General features: G+C 73.9%; 1 protein-coding gene. It reads right to left on the bottom strand.

Features of this window, described 5'->3' with window-relative positions; translation table 11 throughout:
* Position 1 precedes the first annotated feature (1 nt).
* A complete protein-coding gene (locus ACFVTF_RS05525; RefSeq protein WP_387809355.1) occupies positions 2-23998 on the bottom strand; it encodes a non-ribosomal peptide synthase/polyketide synthase in 23997 nt (7998 codons plus the stop codon).

The raw sequence follows: 23998 nt of genomic DNA, 5'->3' as shown, positions 1-23998 counted from the left end.
GTCAGTCCTCCTGGTGGGAAAGGGTGGTGGTGCCATCGGCGTTGCCGGCGCCATCGGCGCGATCGGTGTCACCGGTGGCCTCGGCGATCCTGGCGGCCAGGATCGGTCCGATCTGCGCCAGCGAGCCGGCTTGGGTCATCCGGTCGTGGCGGGTGGTGATCTCGTGCGATTCGATCCGGCCGGCGACGTAGGGGCGCCAGATTTCGGGCCCCGCGTTGTCCTCGGCCCGGTCGATCGTGGAGTTGAAGAGCAGCAGGTCTCCGTCGAAGCCGCCGGGGACGAAGTCGACCGCCAGCCTGGCGTTGTTGATCATGATGTCGACGATCACCTCGATCTGTCGCTCGTTCAGGCCGGCCAGCGCGCTGCCCCGCCGGGTCAGGACCTCGGCGACCTCGGCGTAGGTGATCTCCTGGTCGCCCAGCTCGTCCGGGTCGACGTCGAGCACCCCGACGAGCACGTCGCGCACGGTGGGCACCGGCACCTCCGCGAACTGCACGTCCTTCACCGGGTAGGCGTCGAGGATCGCCAGCAGTGCGGTCCGTTCTCCGCGCGACTGCAGCTCGCAGGCGAGCGCGTGGGCGATCAGCCCGCCGGCGGACCAGCCGAGCAGCAGGTACGGGCCCTCCGGCTGGATCTTCTGGATCTGGTCGGCGTAGTCGGCCGCCATCTCCTCGTAGGACGTCGGCAGGGTCTCGGGCCGGCCGAGGCCGCGCGCCTGGATGGCGTAGACCGGGTGCTGCGGGCCGAGGTGGTTCAGCAGTCCGCTGTACGACCAGCTGATGCCGCCGCCGGGGTGGATGCAGAACAGCGGCGCGCCGGTCCCGGTCGAACGCAGCGGCAACACCACGTCCAGCGCGTCGTCGGGATCGTCCATGAGCAGCCGCTCGGTGAGACCGGCGACGGTCGGCGCCTCGAACAGCATCCGCAGGCCCAGCTCCAGGCCGAGCGTCTCGCGGACCCGGGAGGCCAGCCGGGCGGCCAGCAGCGAGTGCCCGCCGAGGTCGAAGAAGTTGTCGTCGATGCTCACCTGCTCCCGGCCCAGGACCTCGGCGAAGAGGCCGCACAGCAGCTGCTCCTGCGGCGTCCGGGGTCCGCGCCCGGCGGCCGAGGCCCCGTACTCGGGAGCGGGCAGGGCGGCCCGGTCCAGCTTGCCGTTGGCGGTCAGCGGCAGCGCGTCCACGGTGACGAACGCCGCCGGCACCATGTAGTCCGGCAGGTCGCGGCGCAGCCGGCCGGCCAGCTCGCCCGCCTCGGGCGCGCTCTCGGGGGCGGGCACCAGGTAGGCGACCAGCCGCTTGTCGCCCGGCCGGTCCTCCCGGGCCACCACCGCCGCCTGGGCGACGCCCGGGCAGCCCGCCAGGACCGCCTCGATCTCTCCGGGCTCGATCCGCAGGCCGCGCAGCTTGACCTGGTGGTCGGCGCGTCCGGCGAAGTCCAGTGTGCCGTCGGTCCGCCACGACGCGAGGTCGCCGGTGCGGTACATCCGGCTCCCGGGCGGCCCGTACGGGTCGGCGGTGAAGCGTTCCGCCGTCAGGCCGGCCCGCCCGAGGTAGCCGCGGGCCACGCCCGTCCCCGCGAGGTACAGCTCGCCGACCATGCCGGTCGACGCCGGGCGCAGCCGGTCGTCGAGCACGTAGGCGCGCATGTTCGCCATGGGCCGGCCGATCGGCACGGTCGCGGCGTGTTCGGGCAGGACGCCCACCGGGTGGCAGGTGGCCAGGGTGGTGGCCTCGGTGGGCCCGTAGCCGTTGACCACCTCGATGCCGGGGCAGGCCGCCAGCACCCTGGCGACGGCGGCCGGGGAGACCACGTCGCCGCCGGTCCACACCTCGCGCACCCCGGCGAGCAGGCCCGGGCGCTCCTCGGCGACCAGGCGGAACAGCCCGGCCGTGAGCCACAGTCCGGTCACCCCGTACGAGGCGATCGTGTGTTGCAGCAGGTCGAGGTCGAGCTGCTCCGGCGGTGCGACCACGACCCGGCCGCCGTTGAGCAGCGGCACCCACAGCTCGTAGGTGGAGAGGTCGAAGGCCGTCGGGGAGTGCATCAGCACCCGCTCGTGTCCGCCGCCGCGGAACTCGGGGGTCAGCGCGTGACCCACCACGTCACGGTGGGTGACGGCCACGCCCTTCGGCCGACCGGTCGAGCCGGAGGTGTACATGATGTACGCCAACTGCCCGGGTTCACAGCGGACTTCGAAGCCGGAGGGATCGGCGGCCTCGGACTGCACCAGCGCGGTGATCACCTCCTGGGTGAGCACCAGGGCCGCCCCGCTCTCGCGCAGGATCAGGTCGATCCGGGAGGAGGGGAAGCGCGAGTCCAGCGGCACGTAGGCGCCGCCGGCCTTGATGATCGCCAGGATCGCCACGACCAGCTCCGCCGAGCGGTCCAGCATGACCGCGACCGGCGTCTCCGGCCGCACGCCCTGGCGGACCAGGGCCCGGGCCAGGCGGTTGGCCCGCAGGTCGAGTTCCCGGTAGGTCAGCTCGATACCACCGGCCACGACCGCGACGGCCTCCGGGGTGGCCCGCACCTGGCGGGCGAACAACTCCGGCACGGCGGCCCCGGGCAGCTCAGCCGCGCCACCGTTGGACCAGGCGAGCAGTCGGCGGCGTTCCTCGACGGGCATGATGTCGATCCGGCTGATCGGCCGGTCGGGGTCGGCGACCGCCGCGCGCAGCAGCCGGGCCAAGCGCTCGAACAGCAGCTCCACGGTGGCCGGGTCGAACAGGTCGGTCGCGTACTCCACCGCGCCGACCAGGCCGTCGGCGGCGCCGTCCGGGCGGAACTGCTCGGCCAGGCTGAAGGTCAGGTCGACCCGTGCGGTCCCGGTCGGCGCCTCCAGGTGGCCGGTCTCCAGCCCCGGCAGCGCAAACTCGCCGAGCGGCGCGTTCTGCAGGGCCAGCATGATCTGGAACAGCGGGTGGTGCGCCAGCGACCGGGCCGGGTTGACCACCTCGACCAGGTACTCGAACGGCACGTCCTGGTGGTCGTACGCGGTGAGCGCCTTCTGCCGCACCCGACCGACGAGTTCGGCGAAGCCCGGGTCCCCGCCGGTGTCGGTGCGCAGCACCAGCGTGTTGACGAAGAACCCGACGAGCTCGTCCAGCGCCTGGTCCGTCCGGCCGGCGATGGGGCTGCCGATCGGGATGTCGGTGCCGGCGCCGAGCCGGGTGAGCAGGGCCGCGAGTCCGGCCTGGAGCACCATGAACATGCTGGCGCCGCGCGCGGCGGCCAAGTCCCGCAGGGCCTGGTGCAGTTCGGCCTCCAGTCGGACCACGACCCGGTCGCCCCGCTGGGAGGCCACCGGCGGCCTGGGCCGGTCGGCGGGCAGCTGCAGTTGCTGCGGGACGCCGGCCAGTTCCTCCTTCCAGTAGGCCAGTTGCCGGGCGAACAGGCTGGCCGGGTCGGCGGCGTCACCGAGCAGGTCGCGTTGCCAGGCGCTGTAGTCGGCGTACTGCACCGGCAGTGGGGACCACTGCGGGGCCTCGCCCCGGCAGCGGGCCGCGTAGGCCGCGGCGAGGTCACCCGAGAGCGGGCCCATCGACCAGCCGTCGGCGGCGATGTGGTGCACCACGACCAGCAGGACGTGCCGGTCGGGGGCCAGAGCGTACAGCTCCGCCCGGACCGGCGGCTCGGCGGCCAGGTCGAAGCCGCACCGGGCCGTCTCCGTCAGGCGCTCCGCCAGCCGGCTCTCGTCGAGCTCGACCACCGGCAGTGCGGGGTGCGCCTGCGCAGCGCTCAGCACGACCTGGTAGGGCACGCCGTCCGTCTCGCGGAAGACCGTCCGCAGGCTCTCGTGCCGGGCGACCACGTCCGCCAGCGCGGCGTGCAGGGCCGGGCGGTCCAATTCGCCGGTCAGGCTGAGGGCGAGCGGCATGTTGTAGGTGGCGCTCGGCCCGTCCATCCGGTGCAGGAACCACAGGCGGCGCTGGGCGAAGGACAGCGGCACCCGGTCGGGGCGCGGACCGGCGGTCAGCGCGGGCCGCGCCGCCCCGGAGCCGTCCAGGCGGGCGGCCAGCCCGGCCACGGTCGGGGTCTCGAACAGCGTCCGGACCTCCAGCTCCGCGCCGAGGGTGGCCCGGACCCGGGAGGCCAGCCGGGTGGCGAGCAGGGAGTGCCCCCCGAGGTCGAAGAAATCGTCGTCGACGCCGACCTGGGCCAGGCCCAGTACCTCGGCGAACAGCTCGGCGAGGAGCTGCTCCTGCGGGGTGCGCGGCGCCCGCCCGGCCGCGACCTGGCCGAGGTCGGGTGCGGGCAGAGCACGGCGGTCGAGCTTGCCGTTGGCCGTCAGGGGAAGCGCCTCCAGCGCCACGAACGCCGACGGGACCAGGTAGTCGGGCAGGCGACCTCGCAGCCAGTCACGGATTTCGCCCAGGAGGGCGCCGGTGCCCCGGCCGCCGGTCGGGCGGTTGGTCAGCGAGGACAGCGCCCGGCTCGTGGCCCGGGCCGGCCGGTAGGCCTCGACCGGGGAGCGGTGGAGCGCCTGCGGGTCGGTGAAGACGACGTCCACGGCGTCCGCCACGGCGGCCGACCAGGTGACGACCGCCGAGCGGCCGAACTCCGCCCCAAGGGAGTGGAAGTCCTCCGGATCGGGAAGGTCGGCGTCCTCCGGGGCGTGCAGCCGTTCCAGCAGCTCGGCGAGCGAGCCGTCCCCGTTCTGCACCGCCCGGGCCAGCGCGGCTTCCCGCGCCACGCGGCGGTTCGGCACCCCCGTGATCCGCAGCACGTCGGCGGGCGGCTGGGCCAGCAGCTCGCGCAGCTCGGCCGGTCCGGCGACCTGCTGCCCCCACGCCAGCTCGACGGACCGGTCCGGAGCCGTCGGGGTGACCGGCGGCTTGTGCAGGGTGACGTCGTAGCGGTAGCGGGTCAGCTCGTTGTGGTGGCGGCCGCGCTTGACCTCCACGGCCACCGCGCCGATGTCCGTGCCGTGCTCCCGAAGGGTGGTGAAGAAGTCCGGGTCGACCAGAAGCTCCTTCTCCACCAGCAGGGACTGCTCCACCGCGCGCCGCACGGCGGGCAGATCGGCGCCGTCGGCGGCCCGGTGCAACTGGACGGCGGTGGCCAGCGGGCGCAGGAGCCGCAGGTTGCGGATGTCGCCGAGGAAGAGTGCGCCGCCGGGGGCGAGCAGTCCCATCAGCTTGTCGATCACGTCGGTGAGGTAGTCGGCGGACGGGAAGTACTGCACGACCGAGTTGATCACGATGGTGTCGAAGTGCCCGGCCGGGAGGCCGTCGGTGTCGTGCGCGGGGCGGGTGTGCAGGACGACGCGGCCGGCCAGGTGCTTCTGCCGGGCGACCTGGGTGGTGAGTGCGTCGATCGCGGTGGCGGAGAAGTCGGTCGCCCAGTACGTCTCACAGTGCGGTGCGACCTGCGAGAGGAGCAGCCCGGTGCCGACGCCGACCTCCAGCACCCGGCGGGGGCGCAGGGCCAGGATGCGGGCGACGGTCGCGTCGCGCCATTCCCGCATCTGCTCGACGGGGATCGGGCTGGCGTCGTAACTGCTGTTCCAGCCGACGAAGTTCTGGCCGAAAACGGCTTCCTCGGGGGTGATGGGCAGGGCGTCGTAGATGTCCTGCCACTCGCCGACGTGGTCGGCTTCCAGACCGCTGTCGCGGTCGGTGTCCTGGCGGGGGACGACGTAGCCGATGAGGCGGTCGTCCCGGGCGAGGACGGCGGCCCGGGCGACGGCGGGGTGCTCGGCCAACACCGTCTCGATCTCACCCGGCTCGACCCGGAAGCCGCGCACCTTCACCTGCTCGTCGGCCCGGCCGACGTACTCCAACTGCCCTCCCCCAGCCTCCGGCCGGGGGGACCCCCATGCCAGCCAGCGCACCACGTCCCCGGTGCGGTACATCCTCTCGCCCGCCGCGCCGAACGGGCAGGCGAGGAACCGCCCCGCCGTCAAGCCCGGCCGGTTCAGGTACCCGCGCGCCAAGCCGGCGCCGGCGACGTACAACTCCCCCGGCACACCGGGCGGCACCGGCCGCAGCCGCTCGTCCAGCACATACACCCGCGCGTTGGCGATCGGCCGACCGATCGACGGCACACCCGAACCGGGCGCGAGCGGGTCACTCATCGTCGCGCACACCGTCGTCTCCGTCGGCCCGTACGCGTTCACCATCCGCCGCCCCGGCGCCCACCGCGCCACCAGCTCCGGCGGGCACGCCTCCCCCGCCACCACCAACGTCGACACCCTCACCGCGCCCTCCGGCAGGGCCGCCAGAACCGACGGAGGCACCGTCACGTGGGTCACCGCGAGCCCCGGATCGGTCAACGCGGCCACCGGCTCCGCCGCCGGCGGCAACACCAACGCCGCACCGCACAGCAGGGCGGTGAAGATCTCCGACACCGACGCGTCGAAACTGGGCGAGGCGAACTGCAGCACCCGGCTGGCGGGTTCGATCGCGAACCGCTCGATCTGCGCCGCGACCAGACTCGCCACACCGCCGTGCGCGACCACGACACCCTTGGGACGACCGGTCGAACCCGACGTGTAGATCACATACGCCGGATGCCGGACGTCGACGGCCACCTCCGGATCGGTCGGCGGCCAGTCGCCCTCGACCACCGCGGCCGGGTCGTCGATCATCAGCGTCGGACGGGCGTCCGCCAGCATGAAGTCGATCCGTGACTGCGGGTACGACGGGTCCACCGGCAGGTACGCCGCCCCGGCCTTCAGGACACCCAGGACAGCCACCACCGACTCCACCGAGCGCGGCAGCGCCACCGCCACCAACTCCTCCGGACCCACACCCCGTGCGATCAGCGCGTGCGCGAACCGGTTCGCCCGAACGTCCAGTTGACGATACGTCAGCTCGACATCGCCGGACACCAGCGCGACCGCGTCCGGCGTCGCCGCCACCTGCGCCGCGAACGCCTCCGGCAGACTCACGACGGCCACCTCGCGGACGGTCGCGTTGCCCCGCTCCAGCAACCGGTCCCGCTCGTCGGAGTCGAGGAGATCGATCCCCCCGATCAACCGGTCCGGATCGGCGGCGACCGCCTCCAGCAGGAGCGTCCAGCGCCGCACCAGGGCCTCGACCGTCGAGCGGTCGAACAGGTCGGTGGCGTACTCCGCCGCGCCGAGGATCCCGGCCGGTTCCCCGGCCGGACCGAACTGCTCGACGAGGCTCACCCCGAGGTCGAACTTGGCGGTTCCGGTGGCCACCGCGTAGGTGGCGACCTCCAGGCCGGGCAGCGAGAAGCGGCCCATCGGCGCGTTCTGCACGGCCAGGATCGTCTGGAACAACGGGTGGTGCGACAGCGACCGGGACGGGTTCAGCACCTCCACCAGGTGCTCGAACGGCACGTCCTGGTGCGCGTACGCCGACAGCGCCGTCTCCCGCACCCGCTCCAGCAGCTCACCGAAGCTCGGATCCCCGCTCGTGTCCGTCCGCAGCACCAGCGTGTTCACGAAGAACCCGACCAGGTCGTCCAGCGCCTCGTCGGTCCGGCCCGCGATCGGACTCCCGATCGGGATGTCCGTCCCCGCACCCAGCCGGGTGTACAACGCCGCCAGCGCCGCCTGCAGCACCATGAACAGGCTGGTGCCGGTATTCCGCGCCAACTCGGTTAGCCCCGCGTGCAGTTCGGGGCCCAGCTCCAGACCGACGTGGTCCCCGTGCCAACCGGCGACGGCCGGCCGGGGCCGGTCGGCGGGCAGCTGAATCAGCTCCGGCAGGTCGGACAGCTGGTGCTTCCAGTAGTCGAGCTGCTCGGCGAACCGGCTCTGCGGGTCGGCGGCGTCGCCGAGCAGGTCGCGCTGCCACAACGTGTAGTCCGCGTACTGCACCGGCAGGGCCGACCAATTCGGCGCACGACCCTCGCTCCGGGCCGCGTACGCCTCGGCGAGGTCGCGGGCGAGCGGGCCGGTCGACCAGCCGTCACCGGCGATGTGGTGCATGACCAGCAGCAGCACGTGCTCGTCCGGCGCGATCGCGAACAGCTCCGCCCGCAGCGGCGGCTCCGCCGCCAGGTCGAAGGGCCGCCGGGCGAACTCGGCGAGCCGATGGTGCAGTTCGGCCTGCGAGACCTTGGTCAGCCCGGTTCGGGGCCGGGCCTCGGCCGGGTCCAGGACCCGCTGGCACGGGACGCCGCCCACTTCCGGGAACACCGTCCGCAGGCTCTCGTGCCGGGCCACCACATCGGCCAGCGCCTCGTCCAGCGCCGCCCGGTCGAGCGTCCCGGTCAGTTGCAGCGCCAGCGGGATGTGGTAGGTGGCGGCGCTGCCGTCCATGCGGTGCATGAACCAGAGCCGACGTTGGGCGAAGGACAGCGGCACGGCCTCCGGCCGCTCCCGCGCGGTCAGCGTCGGGCGGGCGCTGCCGGACTCCGTCAGCGCCCCCGCCAGACCCGCCACCGTGGGCGCCTGGAACAGCTCACGCAGCCCGAGCTCCACGCCGAGGACCGAGCGCACCCGCGCGGTCAGCCGGGTGGCGAGCAGGGAGTGCCCGCCGAGGTCGAAGAAGTCGTCGTCGACCCCGACCTGGGCCCGGCCCAGCACCTCGGCGAACAGCTCGCAGAGGATCTGCTCCTGCGGCGTGCGCGGCGCCCGGCCAAGCTCGGCCGAACCGAGGTCGGGAGCGGGCAGCGCGGCACGGTCCAACTTGCCGTTGGGCGTCAGCGGCAGCACGTCCAGCACCGTGAACACGGCCGGCACCAGGTAGTCCGGCAGCCGGTCGCGCAGGTGTGCCGCCAGCTCCGCCGGACGGACGGTCGCGTCCGGACGGGCCGCCACGTAGCCGACGAGCCGGTCCTCCCGGGCCACGACGGCGGCCTGGGCGACCCCGGGGTGCTCGGTCAGGGCGGCCTCGACCTCGCCGAGTTCGACGCGGAAGCCGCGCACCTTCACCTGCTGGTCCGCCCGGCCGACGTACTCCAACTCGCCGTCGGCACGCCAGCGCACCACGTCCCCGGTCCGGTACATCCTCTCGCCCGCCGCGCCGAACGGGCAGGTCACGAACCGACCCGCCGTCAGGCCCGGCCGGTTCAGGTACCCGCGCGCCAGACCCGGCCCCGCGACGTACAACTCCCCCGCCACACCCGGTGCTACGAGGCGCAGTCGCTCGTCCAGCACGTACACCCGGAAGCCCGCGACCGCACGGCCGATCGGCGGCACGCCGGAGCCCGCCGCCAGCGGGTCACTCATCGTCGCGCACACCGTCGTCTCCGTCGGCCCGTACGCGTTCACCATCCGCCGCCCCGGCGCCCAGCGCGCCACCAGCTCCGGCGGGCACGCCTCACCCGCCACCACCAGCGTGCCGGCCGTGACATCGGCGCCGTCCAGCGCCGCCAGGGCCGAGGGCGGCAGCGTCACATGGGTCACGCCGAGCCGACGGTCCGTCAGAGCCTCCAGCGGGGCCTCGGCGGGGGCCAGCACGAGGGCGGCACCGGTCAGCAGCGCGCTGCACAGGTCCCAGAACGACGCGTCGAAGCTGGGTGAGGCGAACTGCAGCACCCGGCTGCCCGGCGCCACGCCGAGCCGCTCGACCTGCGCCGCCACCAGACCCGACACCCCACTGTGGCTCACCACCACACCCTTGGGACGGCCCGTCGAACCCGACGTGTAGATCACGTACGCCGGCTGCCGGACGTCGAGCGCGACCACCGGATCCGTGTCCGGCCGGTCTCCGTCGCCCACCATCGCCGGGTCGTCGACCACCACCGAAGGACGGGCGTCCGCCAGCATGAAGTCGATCCGCGCCCTCGGGTACGACGGGTCCACCGGCAGGTACGCGGCACCGGCCTTCAGCACGCCCAGGACGGCCACCACCGACTCCACCGAGCGCGGCAGCGCCACCGCCACCAGCTGCTCAGGCCCCACACCCCGCGCGATCAACGCATGCGCGAACCGGTTCGCCCGGACGTTCAGCTCCCGGTACGTCAACTCCGCATCACCGCACACCAGCGCGACCGCGTCCGGGACCGCCGCCACCTGCGCGGCGAACAGTTCCGGCAGGCTCACCCCGGCCGCCCCGCCCTCGACGGCGGGCAGCAGCTCGCGGCGCTCCTCGGCCGACAGCAGCTCGATCCCGCCGATCGGCTGGTCGGGCGCGGCGGCGACCGCCGCCAGCAGCCTGGTCCACCGGGCGACCAGGGCCTCGACCGTCGAACGGTCGAACAGGTCGGTGCTGTACTCGACCGCACCGCTGAGCCCGGCCGGCGCGCCGTCGGGCCCGTGTTCCTCCGCGAACCCGAAGGTCAGGTCGAGCCGCGCGGTCCCGGTGAGCACGGTCATCCCGGAGACCCGCAGGCCGGGCAGCCGGAAGTCCCCACCGGGCGCGTTCTGCACCACCAGCCCGCTTTGGAACAACGGGTGGTGCGACAGCGTCCGGGACGGGTTCAGCGCCTCCACCAGGTGCTCGAACGGCACGTCCTGGTGCGCGTACGCCGACAGCGCCGTCTCCCGTACCTGGCCCAGCAGTTCGCGGAAGCTCGGATCACCACTCGTGTCCGTCCGCAGCACCAGCGTGTTCACGAAGAACCCGACCAGCTCGTCCAGCGCCTCGTCCGTCCGGCCCGCGATCGGGCTCCCGATCGGAATGTCCGTCCCCGCACCCAGCCGGGTGTACAACGCCGCCAACGCCGCCTGCAGCACCATGAACAGGCTGGCCCCCGACCGCCGTGCCAGCTCCAGGAGGGCGGCGTGCAGTTCGGCGTCGATCCGGAGTTCCAGCAGGTCGCCGCCGTACGACATGGTGGCCGGGCGGGGCCGGTCGACCGGCAGTTGCAGTTGCTCGGGCAGCCCGGCCAGCTCCTCGCTCCAGTACCGGACCTGCCGGGCGAAGAGGCTGTCCCCGTCGTGCTCGTCGCCGAGGATGTCGTGCTGCCACAGGGTGTAGTCGCCGTACGTCACCGGCAGCGGCGGCCAGTCCGGCGCCCCGCCGCCCTGCCGGGCGGTGTAGGCGGTGGCCAGGTCACGGGCCAGCGGGCCCATGGACCAGCCGTCACCGGCGATGTGGTGCATCACCAGCAGCAGCACGTGCTCGTCCGGCGCGACCGCGAACAGCTCCGCCCGCAGCGGCACTTCCGAGGTCAGGTCGAAGGCGCGCACCGCCGCCTCGCGCAGCAGGGCGGGCAGTTCCGCCTCGCCGGCCGCCCGCGCGGTCAGCGGGACGGGCACCTCCGCGGGGTCCAGCACCCGCTGGTGCGGGACGCCCGCGATGTGCGGGAAGACCGTCCGCAGGGTCTCGTGCCGGGTCAGCACGTCGGTGAGCGCGGCGCTCAGCGCGTCCCGGTCGAGCTCGCCGCTCAGCCTCAGGGCCAGCGGCATGTGGTAGGTGGCGCTCGGTGCCCCGAACTGCTGGAGGAACCAGAGCCGGCGTTGGGCGAACGACAGCGGCATGGGCTCACGGCGGGGCCGGGGCGCCAGGGCCTGCCGCGCGGTGGCGGCGCCCTGCAGCCCGGCGGCCAGCCCGGCCGGTGTCGGGGTCCGGAACAGGCTGCGCAGCTCCAGCTCGACCCCGAGGGTCGCCCGGACCCGCGAGACCAGTCGGGTGGCCAGCAGCGAGTGCCCGCCCAGCGCGAAGAAGTCCTCGTCGGCCCCGACCCGGGCGAGGCCCAGCACCTCGGAGAACAGCTCGCACAGGATCTGCTCCTGCGGGGTGCGCGGCGCCCGGCCGGTCTCCCTGGCCGTGGCCTCGGGCGCCGGCAGCGCCGCCCGGTCCAACTTCCCGTTCGGCGTCAGCGGCAACGCCTCCAGCAGCACGAACGCCGACGGCACCAGGTACTCCGGCACCCGGTCGCGCAGGTAAGCCGTCAGCGCCGCCGCGCTCGCCCCGCTCCCGGCCACCGGGACGACGTAGGCGACGATCCGGTCCTCGCGGGCGAGCACCGCGACCTGGGCGACGCCCGGGTGCGCCGTCAGCTCGGCCTCGATCTCGCCGGGCTCGACGCGGAAGCCGCGCACCTTCACCTGGTGGTCCGCCCGGCCGGCGAACTCCAACTCGCCGTCGGCGCGCCAGCGCACCAGGTCGCCGGTGCGGTACATCCGGCCGCCCGCCTCGAACGGGCAGGCGACGAAACGCCCGGCCGTCAGGGACCGCCGGTTGAGGTAGCCGCGGGCCAGCCCGGCCCCGGCGAGGTACAGCTCACCCAGGACGCCGGGGGCGACCGGTCGAAGCGCCGAATCCAGCACGTACACCTGACAGTTCGCGATCGGACGGCCGATCGGCACCGGCAGCGGGCAGTCGGCGGGGTCGGCCGGCAGCGAGTAGGCGGTGATCACATGGGTCTCGGCGGGCCCGTAGTGGTTGTGCAGCACCCGGCCCGGCCGACGGGCCTGGAAGCGGCGCACCGCGCCGCTCAGGCGCATCGCCTCGCCGGCCTGGGCCACCAGTCGCAGGGCCGGCAGCTCCAGCCCGGCCTCCTCCGCGGCCTCGGCAAGTGCCTCGACCACGAGGTTCGGCGCGAACAGCTCGGCCACCTCGTGCCGGTCCAGCCAGTGGGCGAACAGCTCGGCACTTCGGCGCTGCTCCTCGGTCGGCACCACCAGTGTCTTGCCGTAGAGCAGTGCGGAGAGCACCTCCTGCACCGAGACGTCGAAGCTGATCGCGGTGAACTGGGCGGTCCGCGTGCCGGGTTCACCGCCGACGGCCTCGTGGTGCCACTCCAGCAGGTTCAGCAGCCCGGCGGCGGGCATCACCACGGCCTTGGGCCGGCCGGTGGAGCCGGAGGTGTAGATGACGTAGGCGGGACGGCGCCCGTCCACGGCCACGGCCGGGTCGTGCTCCGGCAGGTCACCGTCCGGCGTGACGGCGGCGAGGTCGTCGAGCACCACGGCCGGGCCCGCGTCCTCCAGCATGTACGCGATCCGGGCGGCCGGGTAGTCCGGGTCGACCGGCAGGTAGGCCGCCCCCGTCTTGAGTACGGCGAGGACGGCGACCACCAGCTCGGCCGAACGCGGCAGCCGCAGCGCGACGACCTGCTCCGGGCCCACGCCGCGCGCGATCAGCGCGTGGGCCAGGCGGTTGGCCCGGCGGTTCAGCTCGCGGTAGGTCAGCTCGGTGTCCTCGAACACCACGGCCGGGGCCTCCGGGGTCGCCCGGACCCGCGCCTCGAACAGCGCGGGCAGATCGGCCGTGGGGACCGGGCGGGCGGTGTCGTTGCGGGCGACCACCAGCTCGTGCCGCTCCTCGGTGGTGAGGACGTCGATCCGGCTCAGCGGCCGCTCCGGCTCGGCGACCACCGCCGCCAGCAGCCGCAGCCACCGGGCGAGCAGCGTCTCCACCGTGGCGCGGTCGAACAGGTCGGTGCTGTACTCGACCCGCCCGACGATGCCCTCGGCCGGCCCGCCGGTGCCACCGCGCTCCAGCAGGTGGAAGCCGAGGTCGAACATCGCCGTGGGCGTCCGGACCAGGACGATCTCGGCACCCAGGCCGCTCAGCGTGAACTCGGTGCGGGGCACGTTCTGCAGCGCGAGCAGCACCTGGAACAACGGCTGCCGGGCGAGCGAACGGGACGGGTTGAGGGCTTCGACGACGTGCTCGAACGGCAGGTCCTGGTGCGCGTACGCGCCGAGTGCCCCCTCCCGGACCCTGGCCAGCAGCTCCGTGAAGGTCGGGTCGCCCGAGGTGTCGGTGCGCAGCACCAGGGTGTTGACGAAGAACCCGACGAGCTCGTCCAGACCCTGGTCGGTCCGGCCGGCGACCAGGCTGCCGACCGGGATGTCCGTGCCCGCGCCGAGTTTGTCCAGCAGCGATGCCAGGGCGGCCTGCAGCACCATGTACACGCTGGCGCCGTGCTCCCGGCCCAACCGGACCAGGCCGGCGTGCAGTTCGGCGTCCAGCTCGACGTCGAGGTGGCCACCGGAGTAGGAGGGCACCGCAGGACGGTGGCGGTCGGCGGGGAGGGGGATCTGCTCCGGCAGGCCCGCCAGCGTCCGCGTCCAGTGGTCCGTCTGGCGGGCGCACAGAGTGTCCGGGTCGGCCGCGTCGCCGAGCAACTGGTTCTGCCACAGGGTGTAGTCGGCGTACTGCACGGGCAGCGGCGCCCACTGCGGCTCCTCGCCCCGGCGGCGTGCCGCGTACGCGGTGGCCAGGTCGGCGGACAACGGGCCCAGCGACCAGCCGTCGCCCGCGATGTGGTGCATCACCACGAGCAGCACGTGCTCGTCCGGCGCCAGCTCGAACAGCTCCGCGCGCAGCGGCGGTTGGGTCGCGAGGTCGAATCCGCCCGCCGCCGCTGCCGTCAGCAGCTCCGTCAGGTCCGCCTCACCCACGCGGGTGACGGCCAGTCGGGGTGGTGCCGTTCGGGCGTCCAGCACCTCCTGGCGGGGGACGCCGTCGACCTGGGGGTAGATCGTGCGCAGGCTCTCGTGCCGGGCGACGACGTCGCCGAGCGCCGCCCGCAGGGCGTCCTGGTCCAGGTCTCCGGTCAGTCGCCACGCCAGCGGCATGTTGTAGACGGAGCCGGCGTCCTCCAGTTGGTGCAGGAACCACAGCCGTCGCTGGGCGAAGGACAGCGGGACCGTCTCGGGCCGCTCCGCGCGGCGCAGCGCGAGCCTCGCCCGGCCGGCCCCGCCGAGTCCGGCGGCCAGCCCGGCCACCGTCGGCGTCTCGAAGAGGGCGCGCAGCTCCAGTTCCACCCCGAGGGCGGCACGCGCCCGGGCGACCAGCCGGGTGGCGAGCAGGGAGTGCCCGCCGAGGTCGAAGAAGTCGTCGTCGGCCCCGACCCCGGCCACGCCCAGCACCTCGGCGAACAGTTCCGCGAGGACCTGCTCCTGCGGGGTGCGCGGGGCCCTGCCGGTCCGCGCCGCGGTGTGGACGGGTGCGGGCAGCGCGCGCCGGTCCAGCTTGCCGGTGGCTGTCAGCGGCAGGCTCTCCAGGGGCACGAAGGCGGCCGGGACCATGTGGTCCGGCAGTCGCTCGCGCAGGTGTGCCCGCAGTTCCTCCGGCTGGAGTTGCGCCCCGGCGACGGCCACCGGGTAGGCGACCAGCCGGGTGTCCCCGGCCCGGTCGTTCCGGATCGCCACCGCGACCTGGGCGACCTGCGGGTGTTCCGCCAACGCCGCCTCGATCTCGCCGAGTTCGATCCGGAAGCCGCGCACCTTGACCTGGTCGTCGGTCCGGCCGAGGAACTCCAGGTTCCGGTCGGCGCCCCAGCGCACCAGGTCGCCGGTGCGGTACATCCGCGTGCCGCTCGGACCGAACGGGTCCGCCACGAACCGCCCCGCGGTGAGCGCCGGCCGGTTCAGGTAGCCGCGGGCCAGGCCCGCTCCGGCGAGGTACAGCTCGCCCGCCACGCCCGCGGGCACCGGCTGCAGCGTGCTGTCGAGGACGTACAGCCGGATGCCCCCGAGCGGCCGGCCGATCACCGGGCGCGGACTCGATTCCAGCGGTGCGACGACGGCGTCCACCGTGCATTCGGACGGCCCGTAGTAGTTCAGGCAGGACACGCCCTGGACCGCCCGCAGCCGCTCCCACAGCTGGTCCGGAACGGCCTCCCCGCCCATCGAGACCACCGCGGGACGGCGCCCCGGGTCGTCCAGGAGCCCCCGTGCGACGAGCACCTGCAGGTAGGACGGGGTGGCGTTGACGTAGTCGAGGCCGGCGCGCGTGACGTAGTCGACGAAGGCGTCCGGGTCGGACCAGGTCGCCTCGTCCAGGACGTGCAGTTCGTGGCCCGCGTACAGGCTGGAGAGCTGGTCGCAGGAGGCGTCGAACGACACCGAGGTGGTGAGCCCGATACGCAGCCGCTCCTTCGTCCGCCGGGGGAACAGCAGCGGACGCTGGCTGACGAAGAGGTTGAGCAGGCCGCCGTGGGTCGACACCACGCCCTTGGGCCTGCCGGTGGAGCCGGAGGTGTAGATCACGTAGGCCGGGTGCCCGGGGTCGATGGCGACCAGCGGGTCCGTCGCCGGGCAGTCGGCCACCAGGGCGGCCTCCGCCGGGTCGTCGAGCACCAGCCACCCGGCCGGGCCGGCCTCCGGCAGCCGGTCCCGGGTCCGGGCGTCGGTCACCGCCAGGACCGGGTCGGCGTCGTCCAGCATGTGCCCGATCCGGGCGGCCGGGTACTCGGGATCGACCGGGACGTAGGCCGCCCCGGTCCGCAGCACCGCGAGGATCGCCACGACCAGCTCGGCCGACCTCGGCAGGGCCACCGCCACCAGCCGCTCCGGCCCCGCGCCCCGGGCGACCAGGGTGTGCGCCAGCCGGTTCGCCCGCTCGTCCAGCTCCGCATAGGTCAGCGAGACGTCCCCGCACACCAGCGCCACCAGGTCCGGCGTCGCCCGCACCTGCGCCCGGAACAGCTCCGGTACGCTCGCGGCCGGGAGCTCCACCTCCGGTCCGGTGCCCAGTGCCGTCAGGTCGTCGCGCTCCTCCGCGGAGAGCACGCCGAAGCGGCTGAGCCGCCCCTGCGGGTCGGCGACCGCGGCGCGGAGCAGCCGCTCCCAGCGGCCGAACATCGTCTCGACGGTGGCCGGGTCGTAGAGGTCGCCGGCGTACTCGACGAGCCCGTCGATCCCCTCCGGGGTGCCGTCCTGCGCCTGGCGCTCGGACAGGGTGAAGACCAGGTCGAGCTTGGCGGTGGTCGTCGTCAACGGCATGTCGTCGACGTGCAGCCCGGGCGGCGCGAAGTCGGCCCGGGGCGCGTTCTGCAGCACCAGCATGACCTGGAACAGCGGGTGGTGCGCCAGCGAGCGCACCGGGTTGAGGGCTTCGACCAGGTGCTCGAACGGCAGGTCCTGGTGGGCGTACCCGGCCAGCGAGGTGTCCCGGACCCGGCCCAGCAGCTCGGCGAAGGTCGGATCGCCCGAGGTGTCGGTGCGGAAGACCAGGGTGTTGACGAAGTAGCCGACCAGCTCGTCCAGCGCCTGGTCGGTCCGGCCGGCGACCGGGCTGCCGACCGGGATGTCGTCGCCCGCGCCGAGCTTGCTCAGCAGCGCCGCCAGGCCGGCCTGGAGGACCATGAAGACACTGGTGCCGTGCGCGCGGGCGAGCTCGCGCAGACCGCGGTGCAGCTCGGCGTCCAGTCCGGCGTGCACGAAGCCGCCGCGGTTCGAGGCGGCCGCCGGGCGGGGCCGGTCGGCCGGCAGCTGGATCCGCTCCGGGAGACCGGCCAACTGCCGCGTCCAATAGGCCGCCTGGCGGGCGAACGGGCTGTCCGGGTCGGTGGACTCGCCGAGCAGCTCGTGCTGCCAGAGGGTGTAGTCGGCGTACTGGACCGGCAGGCTCTCCCAGCGCGGCTCCTCGCGGCGGCAGCGCGCCGCGTAGGCGACGGTCAGGTCCCGCGCGAGCGGGCCCAGCGACCAGCCGTCACCCGCGATGTGGTGCATCACCACCTGGAGCACGTGCTCGTCCGGCGCCAGCTCGAACAGGCCGGCCCGCAGCGGCGCATCACCCGCCAGGTCGAACGGCCGGTCCTTCGCCGCCGCCATCAGGGCGGACAGCCCGGCCTCGGCGGTCCGGCGCACGAGCAGCTGGGGGCGGGCCGCCACGACGTCCAGCACCTGCTGGTACGGGACACCGTCGACGGCCGGGTAGACGGTGCGCAGGCTCTCGTGCCGCCCGACCACGTCCGCGAGGGCTGCCTCCATCGCCCGGCGGTCCAGGTCCCCGGACAGCCGCCAGGCCAGGGAGATGTGGTAGTTCGCGCCGGTGCCGTCCAGCTGGTGCAGGAACCAGAGCCGCCGCTGCGCGAACGACAGCGGGACCAGCTCGGGGCGCTCACGCCGTACCAGCGCCGCCTGCGCCGGTCCGGCCGCCGTCAGCGCGGCGGCCAGGCCGGCCGGGGTCGGCGCCTCGAACAGGGTGCGCAGCGGCATCTCCACGCCGAGCGTCGCACGGATCCGGGCGGCCAGGCGGGTGGCGAGCAGGGAGTGCCCGCCCAGGTCGAAGAAGCCGTCCTCGACGCCGGCCGACGCCACGCCCAGGACCTCGGCGAACAACTCGCAGAGGACCTGCTCCCGCGGGGTGCGCGGCGCGCGGCCGGCGGCCGCCGGGGCGAGGTCGGGGGCGGGCAGGGCCCGGTGGTCCAGCTTGCCGTTGGTGGTCAGCGGCAGCGCGTCCAGCACGACGAACGCCGAGGGCACCATGTGCTCCGGCAGCCGCGCGGTCAGGTGCTCACGCAGGTCGGCCGGGCGCGGGGCCGCGTCGGCGGCCGGGACCAGGTAGGCGACCAGGCGGGTGTCGTCGGCGCGGTCCTGCCGGGCGATCACCGCGACCTGGCGGATCCGCGGGTGCTGGGCCAGGGCCGCCTCGATCTCGCCGAGCTCGATCCGGAAGCCTCGCACCTTCACCTGCTGGTCGGCCCGGCCGACGAAGCTCAGGCTGCCTTCCGCAGTCCGGCGCACCACGTCGCCGCTGCGGTACATCCGTGACCCCGGCGGTCCGAACGGGTCGGCGACGAACCGCCCGGCGGTCAGGCCCGGCCGGTTCAGGTAACCGCGCGCCAGCCCGGCGCCCGCCACGTACAGCTCGCCGGGCACGCCCGGGGCCACCGGCCGCAGGCCGTCGTCGAGCACGTACGTCCGCAGATCCGGGAGGCCCGCGCCGATCTGGCCGGCTGCAGGGCCGGACCGGTCGAGCGCGGCGTAGGTGACGTGCACGGTGGTCTCGGTGATGCCGTACATGTTGACCAGCCGGGGCGCATCCTCCGGGTGCCGTTCGTACCAGCTCGCCAACCGGGCGTGCTCCAGTGCCTCGCCGCCGAACACGACGGTCCGCAGGGCGAGTTCACGCGGGTGCTCGGCGTCGGCCTGCATCAGCTGGTAGAAGGCGGACGGCGTCTGGTTGAGCACCGTCACCCGCTCCCGGGCGAGGAGTTCCAGGAACCGGCCGGGCGAGCGGCTGGTCTCGTGGTCCACGACCACGAGACGTCCACCGTGCAGCAGCGGACCCCACAGCTCCCAGACCGAGAAGTCGAAGGCGTAGGAGTGGAAGAGGGTCCAGACATCGTCGGCGGTGAAACCGAACAGCTCCTCCGTCGTCCGGAACAGCCGCACCACGTTGCGGTGCGGGACCACCACGCCCTTGGGATTGCCGGTGGAGCCCGAGGTGTAGATGACGTACGCCGGGTGACCCGGGTCGACATCGACCGCGGGGTCCGTGTCCGGCAGGCCGTCCAGGTCGGCGGTGTCCAGCAGGAGCCGGTCCACGGACTCCGCGCCGGGCAGGTCGCCGATCTGACGCGTCGTCAGCATCAGTGCGGGGCAGGTGTCCTGGAGCAGGTAGGAGATCCGGGCCGCCGGGTACTGCGGGTCCACCGGCAGGTAGGCACCGCCCGCCTTGAGAACGGCCAGGACGGCGACCACCAGCTCCGCCGAGCGCGGCAGCGCCAGGGCGACGAGCTGCTCCGGGCCGACACCCCGCTCGATCAGCGCGTGCGCGAGCCGGTTGGCCCGGGCGTTCAACTCGCCGTACGTCAGGTCGACTTCGCCGTCCGTGAGGGCGACCGCGGCCGGGTCGGCCCGCACCTGCCGCTCGAACAGCGCGGTCAGACTGCTTGCCGACTGTTCCCCGCTCCGGTCGGCCTCGGCCGGCAGCAGCGCGCGGAGCTCCTCGGCGGACAGCACGTCCACCCGGCCGATCCGCCGACCGGGGTCGGCGACGACGGCGCGCAGCAGCCGCAGCCACCGGTCGACGATCCCCGCCACGGTGGCCTCGTCGAACAGGTCGGTGCTGTACTCGACCACGCCCGACAGCCCCTCCGCACCCGGCTGTTCGGCCAGGATGAAGGTCAGGTCGCACTTGGCCGTTCCGGTGTGCACCAGATCGGTCGCCACCCGCAGCCCCGGCAGGTCGAAGGCGTCGAGCGGGGCGTTCTGCAGGGCGAGCATGGTCTGGAACAGCGGGTGGTGGGCGAGCGACCTGGTCGGGTTCAGTGCCTCCACCAGCTGCTCGAACGGCAGGTCCTGGTGGGCGTACGCGGCCAGCGCGTCGGAGCGCACCCGGCCCAGCAGTTCGGTGAAGGTCGGGTCGCCGGACAGGTCGGTGCGCAGCACGAGGGTGTTGACGAAGAAGCCGACCAGGTCGTCCAGGGCCTCGTCGGTGCGCCCGGCGATCGGGGTGCCGATCGGGACGTCGGTGCCGGCGCCGAGCTTGCCGAGCAGGGCGGCCAGCCCGGCCTGGAGCACCATGAACAGGCTGGCGCCGCCGTCGCGGGCGAGCTCGCGCAGGCCCTGGTGCAGCTCTGCGTCGACCTGCACCGGCAGGTGGGCGCCCCGGTAGGACATCACCGCCGGGCGGGGCCGGTCGAAGGGCAGCTCCACCTGGTCGGGCAGGTCCGCCAACTGCTCACGCCAGTAGGCGATCTGGCCGCTCAGCAGGCTGTCCGGGTCCGAGCCGTCGCCGAGCAGTTCCTGTTGCCAGAGGGCGTAGTCGGCGTACTGGACCGGCAGTGGCGACCACTCCGGCTTCGCGCCCTCGGTACGGGCCGCGTAGGCGGTCCTCAGGTCCCGCAGGAGCGGGCCCGCCGACCAGCCGTCACCGGCGATGTGGTGCAGCACCAGCAGCAGCACGTGGTCCTCGGTGTCGAGCCGGAAGAGCTCGGCGCGCAGCGGTGGCTCGTCGGAGAGGTCGAAGCCGTGCCGGGCCGCCGCCGCCAGCCGCTGCGGCAGGTCGCGCTCTCCGCCCTCGGTCACCCGCAACCGCGGCCGGGCCTCGTCGGCCTCCAGCACCCGCTGGCACGGCTCGCCGTCGGCCACGGGGAAGATGGTGCGCAGGCTCTCGTGCCGCTCGACCAGGTCCGTCAGGGCCGCCTCCAGGGCCCGCTCGTCGAGGGTTCCGCCGAGGCGCAGCGCCAGCGGGATGTTGTAGGTGGCGCTCGGGCCCTCCATACGGTGCAGGAACCACAGCCGGCGCTGGGCGAAGGACAGCGGGACGGTCTCGGGACGCTCGTGCCGACCCAGTGCCGGGCGCGCCCGGCCGGCGATGTCCACCGCCGCCGCCAGGCCCTCCACCGTCGGCGCGTCGAACAGGTCGCGCAGCCCCAGCTCCACGCCCAGCACCGACCGGGCCCGGGCGACCAGCCGGGTGGCCAGCAGCGAGTGCCCGCCGAGGTCGAAGAAGTCGTCGTCCGCTCCGACCCCGGACACGCCGAGGACGTCGGCGAACAGCCCGGCGAGCAGGTGCTCGGTCGCGGTGCGCGGAGCGCGGCCCGGGTCGGCGGGCTGCCGGTCGGGCGCGGGGAGGGCACGCCGGTCGAGCTTGCCGTTGGGAGTCAGGGGCAGGGCGTCCAGCAGCACGAGGGCCGACGGCACCATGTGCTTGGGCAACCGCTCCCGGAGGTGTTCGCGCAGGGCGGTGTCGGTGACCGTGGCGCCGGGCTCGGCGACGGCGTAGGCGACCAGTCGGGGCTCGTCCTCGGTGCGCACCATGGCCGCGGCCCGGGCGACCTGCGGGTGCTCGGCGAGGACCGCCTCGACTTCGCCGAGCTCCACCCGGAAACCGCGCACCTTGACCTGGTCGTCCGTGCGCCCCAGGAACTCCAGGTTCCCGTCCGCGCCCCACCGCACCAGGTCCCCCGTGCGGTACATCCGCGATCCACCCGGACCGAACGGATCCGCCACAAACCTCCCCGCGGTCAGCCCCGGCCGGTTCAGATACCCACGCGCCAGACCAGGCCCCGCGATGTACAACTCACCCGACACACCCGCAGGCAACGGCCGCAGGGCCCCGTCCAGCACATACAGCCGGACATTGCCGGCCGGCCGGCCGATCACCGGGACCGCACTCGACCCCACCGAGGCCACCACCGGATTGACGGTGCACTCCGACGGCCCGTACAGATTGAGGCAGGACACCCCGTCCGCCGCCCGCAACTCCCCCCACAACCCCTCCGGAACAGCCTCCCCACCGGCCGCCACCAGCGCCGGACGCCACCCCCCGCCGCCCAGAAGCCCGTGCGCGACCAGGACCTCCAGATAGGACGGCGTCGCCTCGACATAGTCCAACCCGTGACGCGCCGCGTAACCGACGAACGCGCCGGGGTCGGTCCACGTCCCGTAGTCCAGGACATGCAGCTCATGACCCGCGAACAGGGCCAGCAACTGGTTCCACGACGCATCGAACGACACCGACGTCGTCAACGCCACCCGCAGCCGCCGCCCGCCCGTCGCCGGCCCGAAGCGGACCTCCCGCAGGTCCGCGAGCAGGTTGAGCAGACCGCCATGGGTCGGCGCCACACCCTTGGGCCTGCCAGTGGAACCGGACGTGTAGATCACATACGCCGGATGACCCGGATCGACCACCACCATCGGATCGGCCCCCGACAGACCCGCCACCAGCCCGGCCGTCACCGGATCGTCAACGACCAGCCGGCCGACCGAACCCTCCCCCGGCAACCGCCCCCCACTGACCGTGTCGGTCACCACCAGCGCCGGACACGCGTCATCCAGCAGCAACGCGATCCGCGCGGCCGGATACTCGGGATCGACCGGCACACAGGCCGCCCCGGTCTTGAGCACCGCGAGAATCGCCACCACCAGCTCGACCGAGCGCGGCAACGCCACCGCCACCAGCCGCTCCGGCCCCGCACCCCGCGCGACCAGAGCGTTCGCCAGCCGATTCGCCCGCCCGTCCAACTCCGCATAGGTCAGCGAAACATCCCCGCACACCAACGCCACCACATCCGGCATCGCCCGCACATGCGCCCGGAACAGCCCCGGCAGGGTCTCGGCCGAAACCCCGACCGACGGCCCAGTACCCAGGGCCAGCAGCTCACGCTGCTCCTCGGCCCCGACCAGACCGATCCGGCCCAGCACCTCGTCCGGGTCGCAGTCCGCGACGGTGTCGAGCAGGGAGATCAGCCGCTGCTGATGGGCGGCGAGGTCGTCCTCGCCGTACGCCTCCGGCGAGCCGTGGAGCCTGAGCAACGGCGGGTTGCCGTCCCGGTAGTCGAACACCCAGACGGCCAGGTCGCTGGTCGACCCCGACACGAAGTGGTGCACGGAGGCGGGGTGGCCGGCGAAGGTCGGCCGGGAGTTGAACGCCATGATGTTGACGATCAGCGGGAACGCCGTCCCGATGCTGCCGGGCGCCCCGAGGTCCCGCAGCAGGTCCTCGCTGCGGTACCGCTCGTGCGCGACGGCCGCCTCGACCTCCCGCGCCGCCTGGGCGACGAGGTCACGCCACGGCATGTCCGGTCGTACCGTCAGCCGCAGGGGCACCACGTTGGACAGCGTGCCCGGCACCGACATCAGGTCGCGGTCGGCGGACCGACGGGCCGTGACGGGCAGGGCCAGCACCACGTCCTGCGTTCCGGTCAGCCGGTGCGCGTAGAGCGCCGCCGCCGCGACCACCAGGCGGGACCAGCGGACGCCGGTCCTTCCCGCCGCCGCGCGCAGCGCGTCCGGGCGCCGCAGTTCCCGCTCCTCGGCCAACCGGAGCGCGCGGTTCGGGTCGGCCGGGGCCGTGCGGGTCAGCCGCGTCGGTTCCGGCCGGTCGGCGAAGCGTTCCGTCCAGTAGGAGCGGTCGGCGGTGAAGTCCGCCGACGCGCGGTAGGCGGCATCGCTGTCGACCAGGTTCCGCAGCGAGCCGAACGGCGATGGCGGCACGGCACCGTCCTCGGCGAGCGCCGAGTACACCTCGCCGACCCGCTGGCGGACCATGGAGCTGCTGATCGCGTCCAGCACCACGTGGTGGTAGTTCAGGTACCAGAGGTACTCGGTCGGCGACAGCCGGATCAGAGCGTGCCCGAACAGCGGGTCGCGCGCGAGGTCCAGCGGGCGCATCAGGTCCCGCTCCATCCACTCCATGGCCGCCGCGCGGGGTGCGGGCTCCCCGCCGAGGTCCAGGTGTGCCGGTGCCCACTCCCAGGTCTCGCGGAGGATCTGGCGCGGGCCGTCACCGTCGTCGACGAAGGTCACGTGCAGCGCGTCGACCTCGTCGACCACCCGGCGCAGCGCGGTCTCGAACAGCTCCGGGTCGACCGGCCCGTGGATCTCCAGGCACTCACCGACGCGGTAGCCGGGGATCGGTGTCCGGGAGCGCTGCTCGGCGAACCAGATCTCGCGCTGGGCCGCTGTCAGGGCAAGGGTGTCGCCGTCGCGACGGGACAT

Origin of the sequence: Kitasatospora sp. NPDC057940 (genome assembly GCF_042887425.1) — a bacterium.
GTDB lineage: Bacteria > Actinomycetota > Actinomycetes > Streptomycetales > Streptomycetaceae > Kitasatospora.
This window is presented reverse-complemented; position numbering and strand designations above follow the sequence as displayed.

Coding starts and splice junctions, on each gene's coding strand:
- ACFVTF_RS05525 (WP_387809355.1), bottom strand. CDS start 23,998: ATGTCCCGTCGCGACGGCGACACCCTTGCCCTGACAGCGGCCCAGCGC.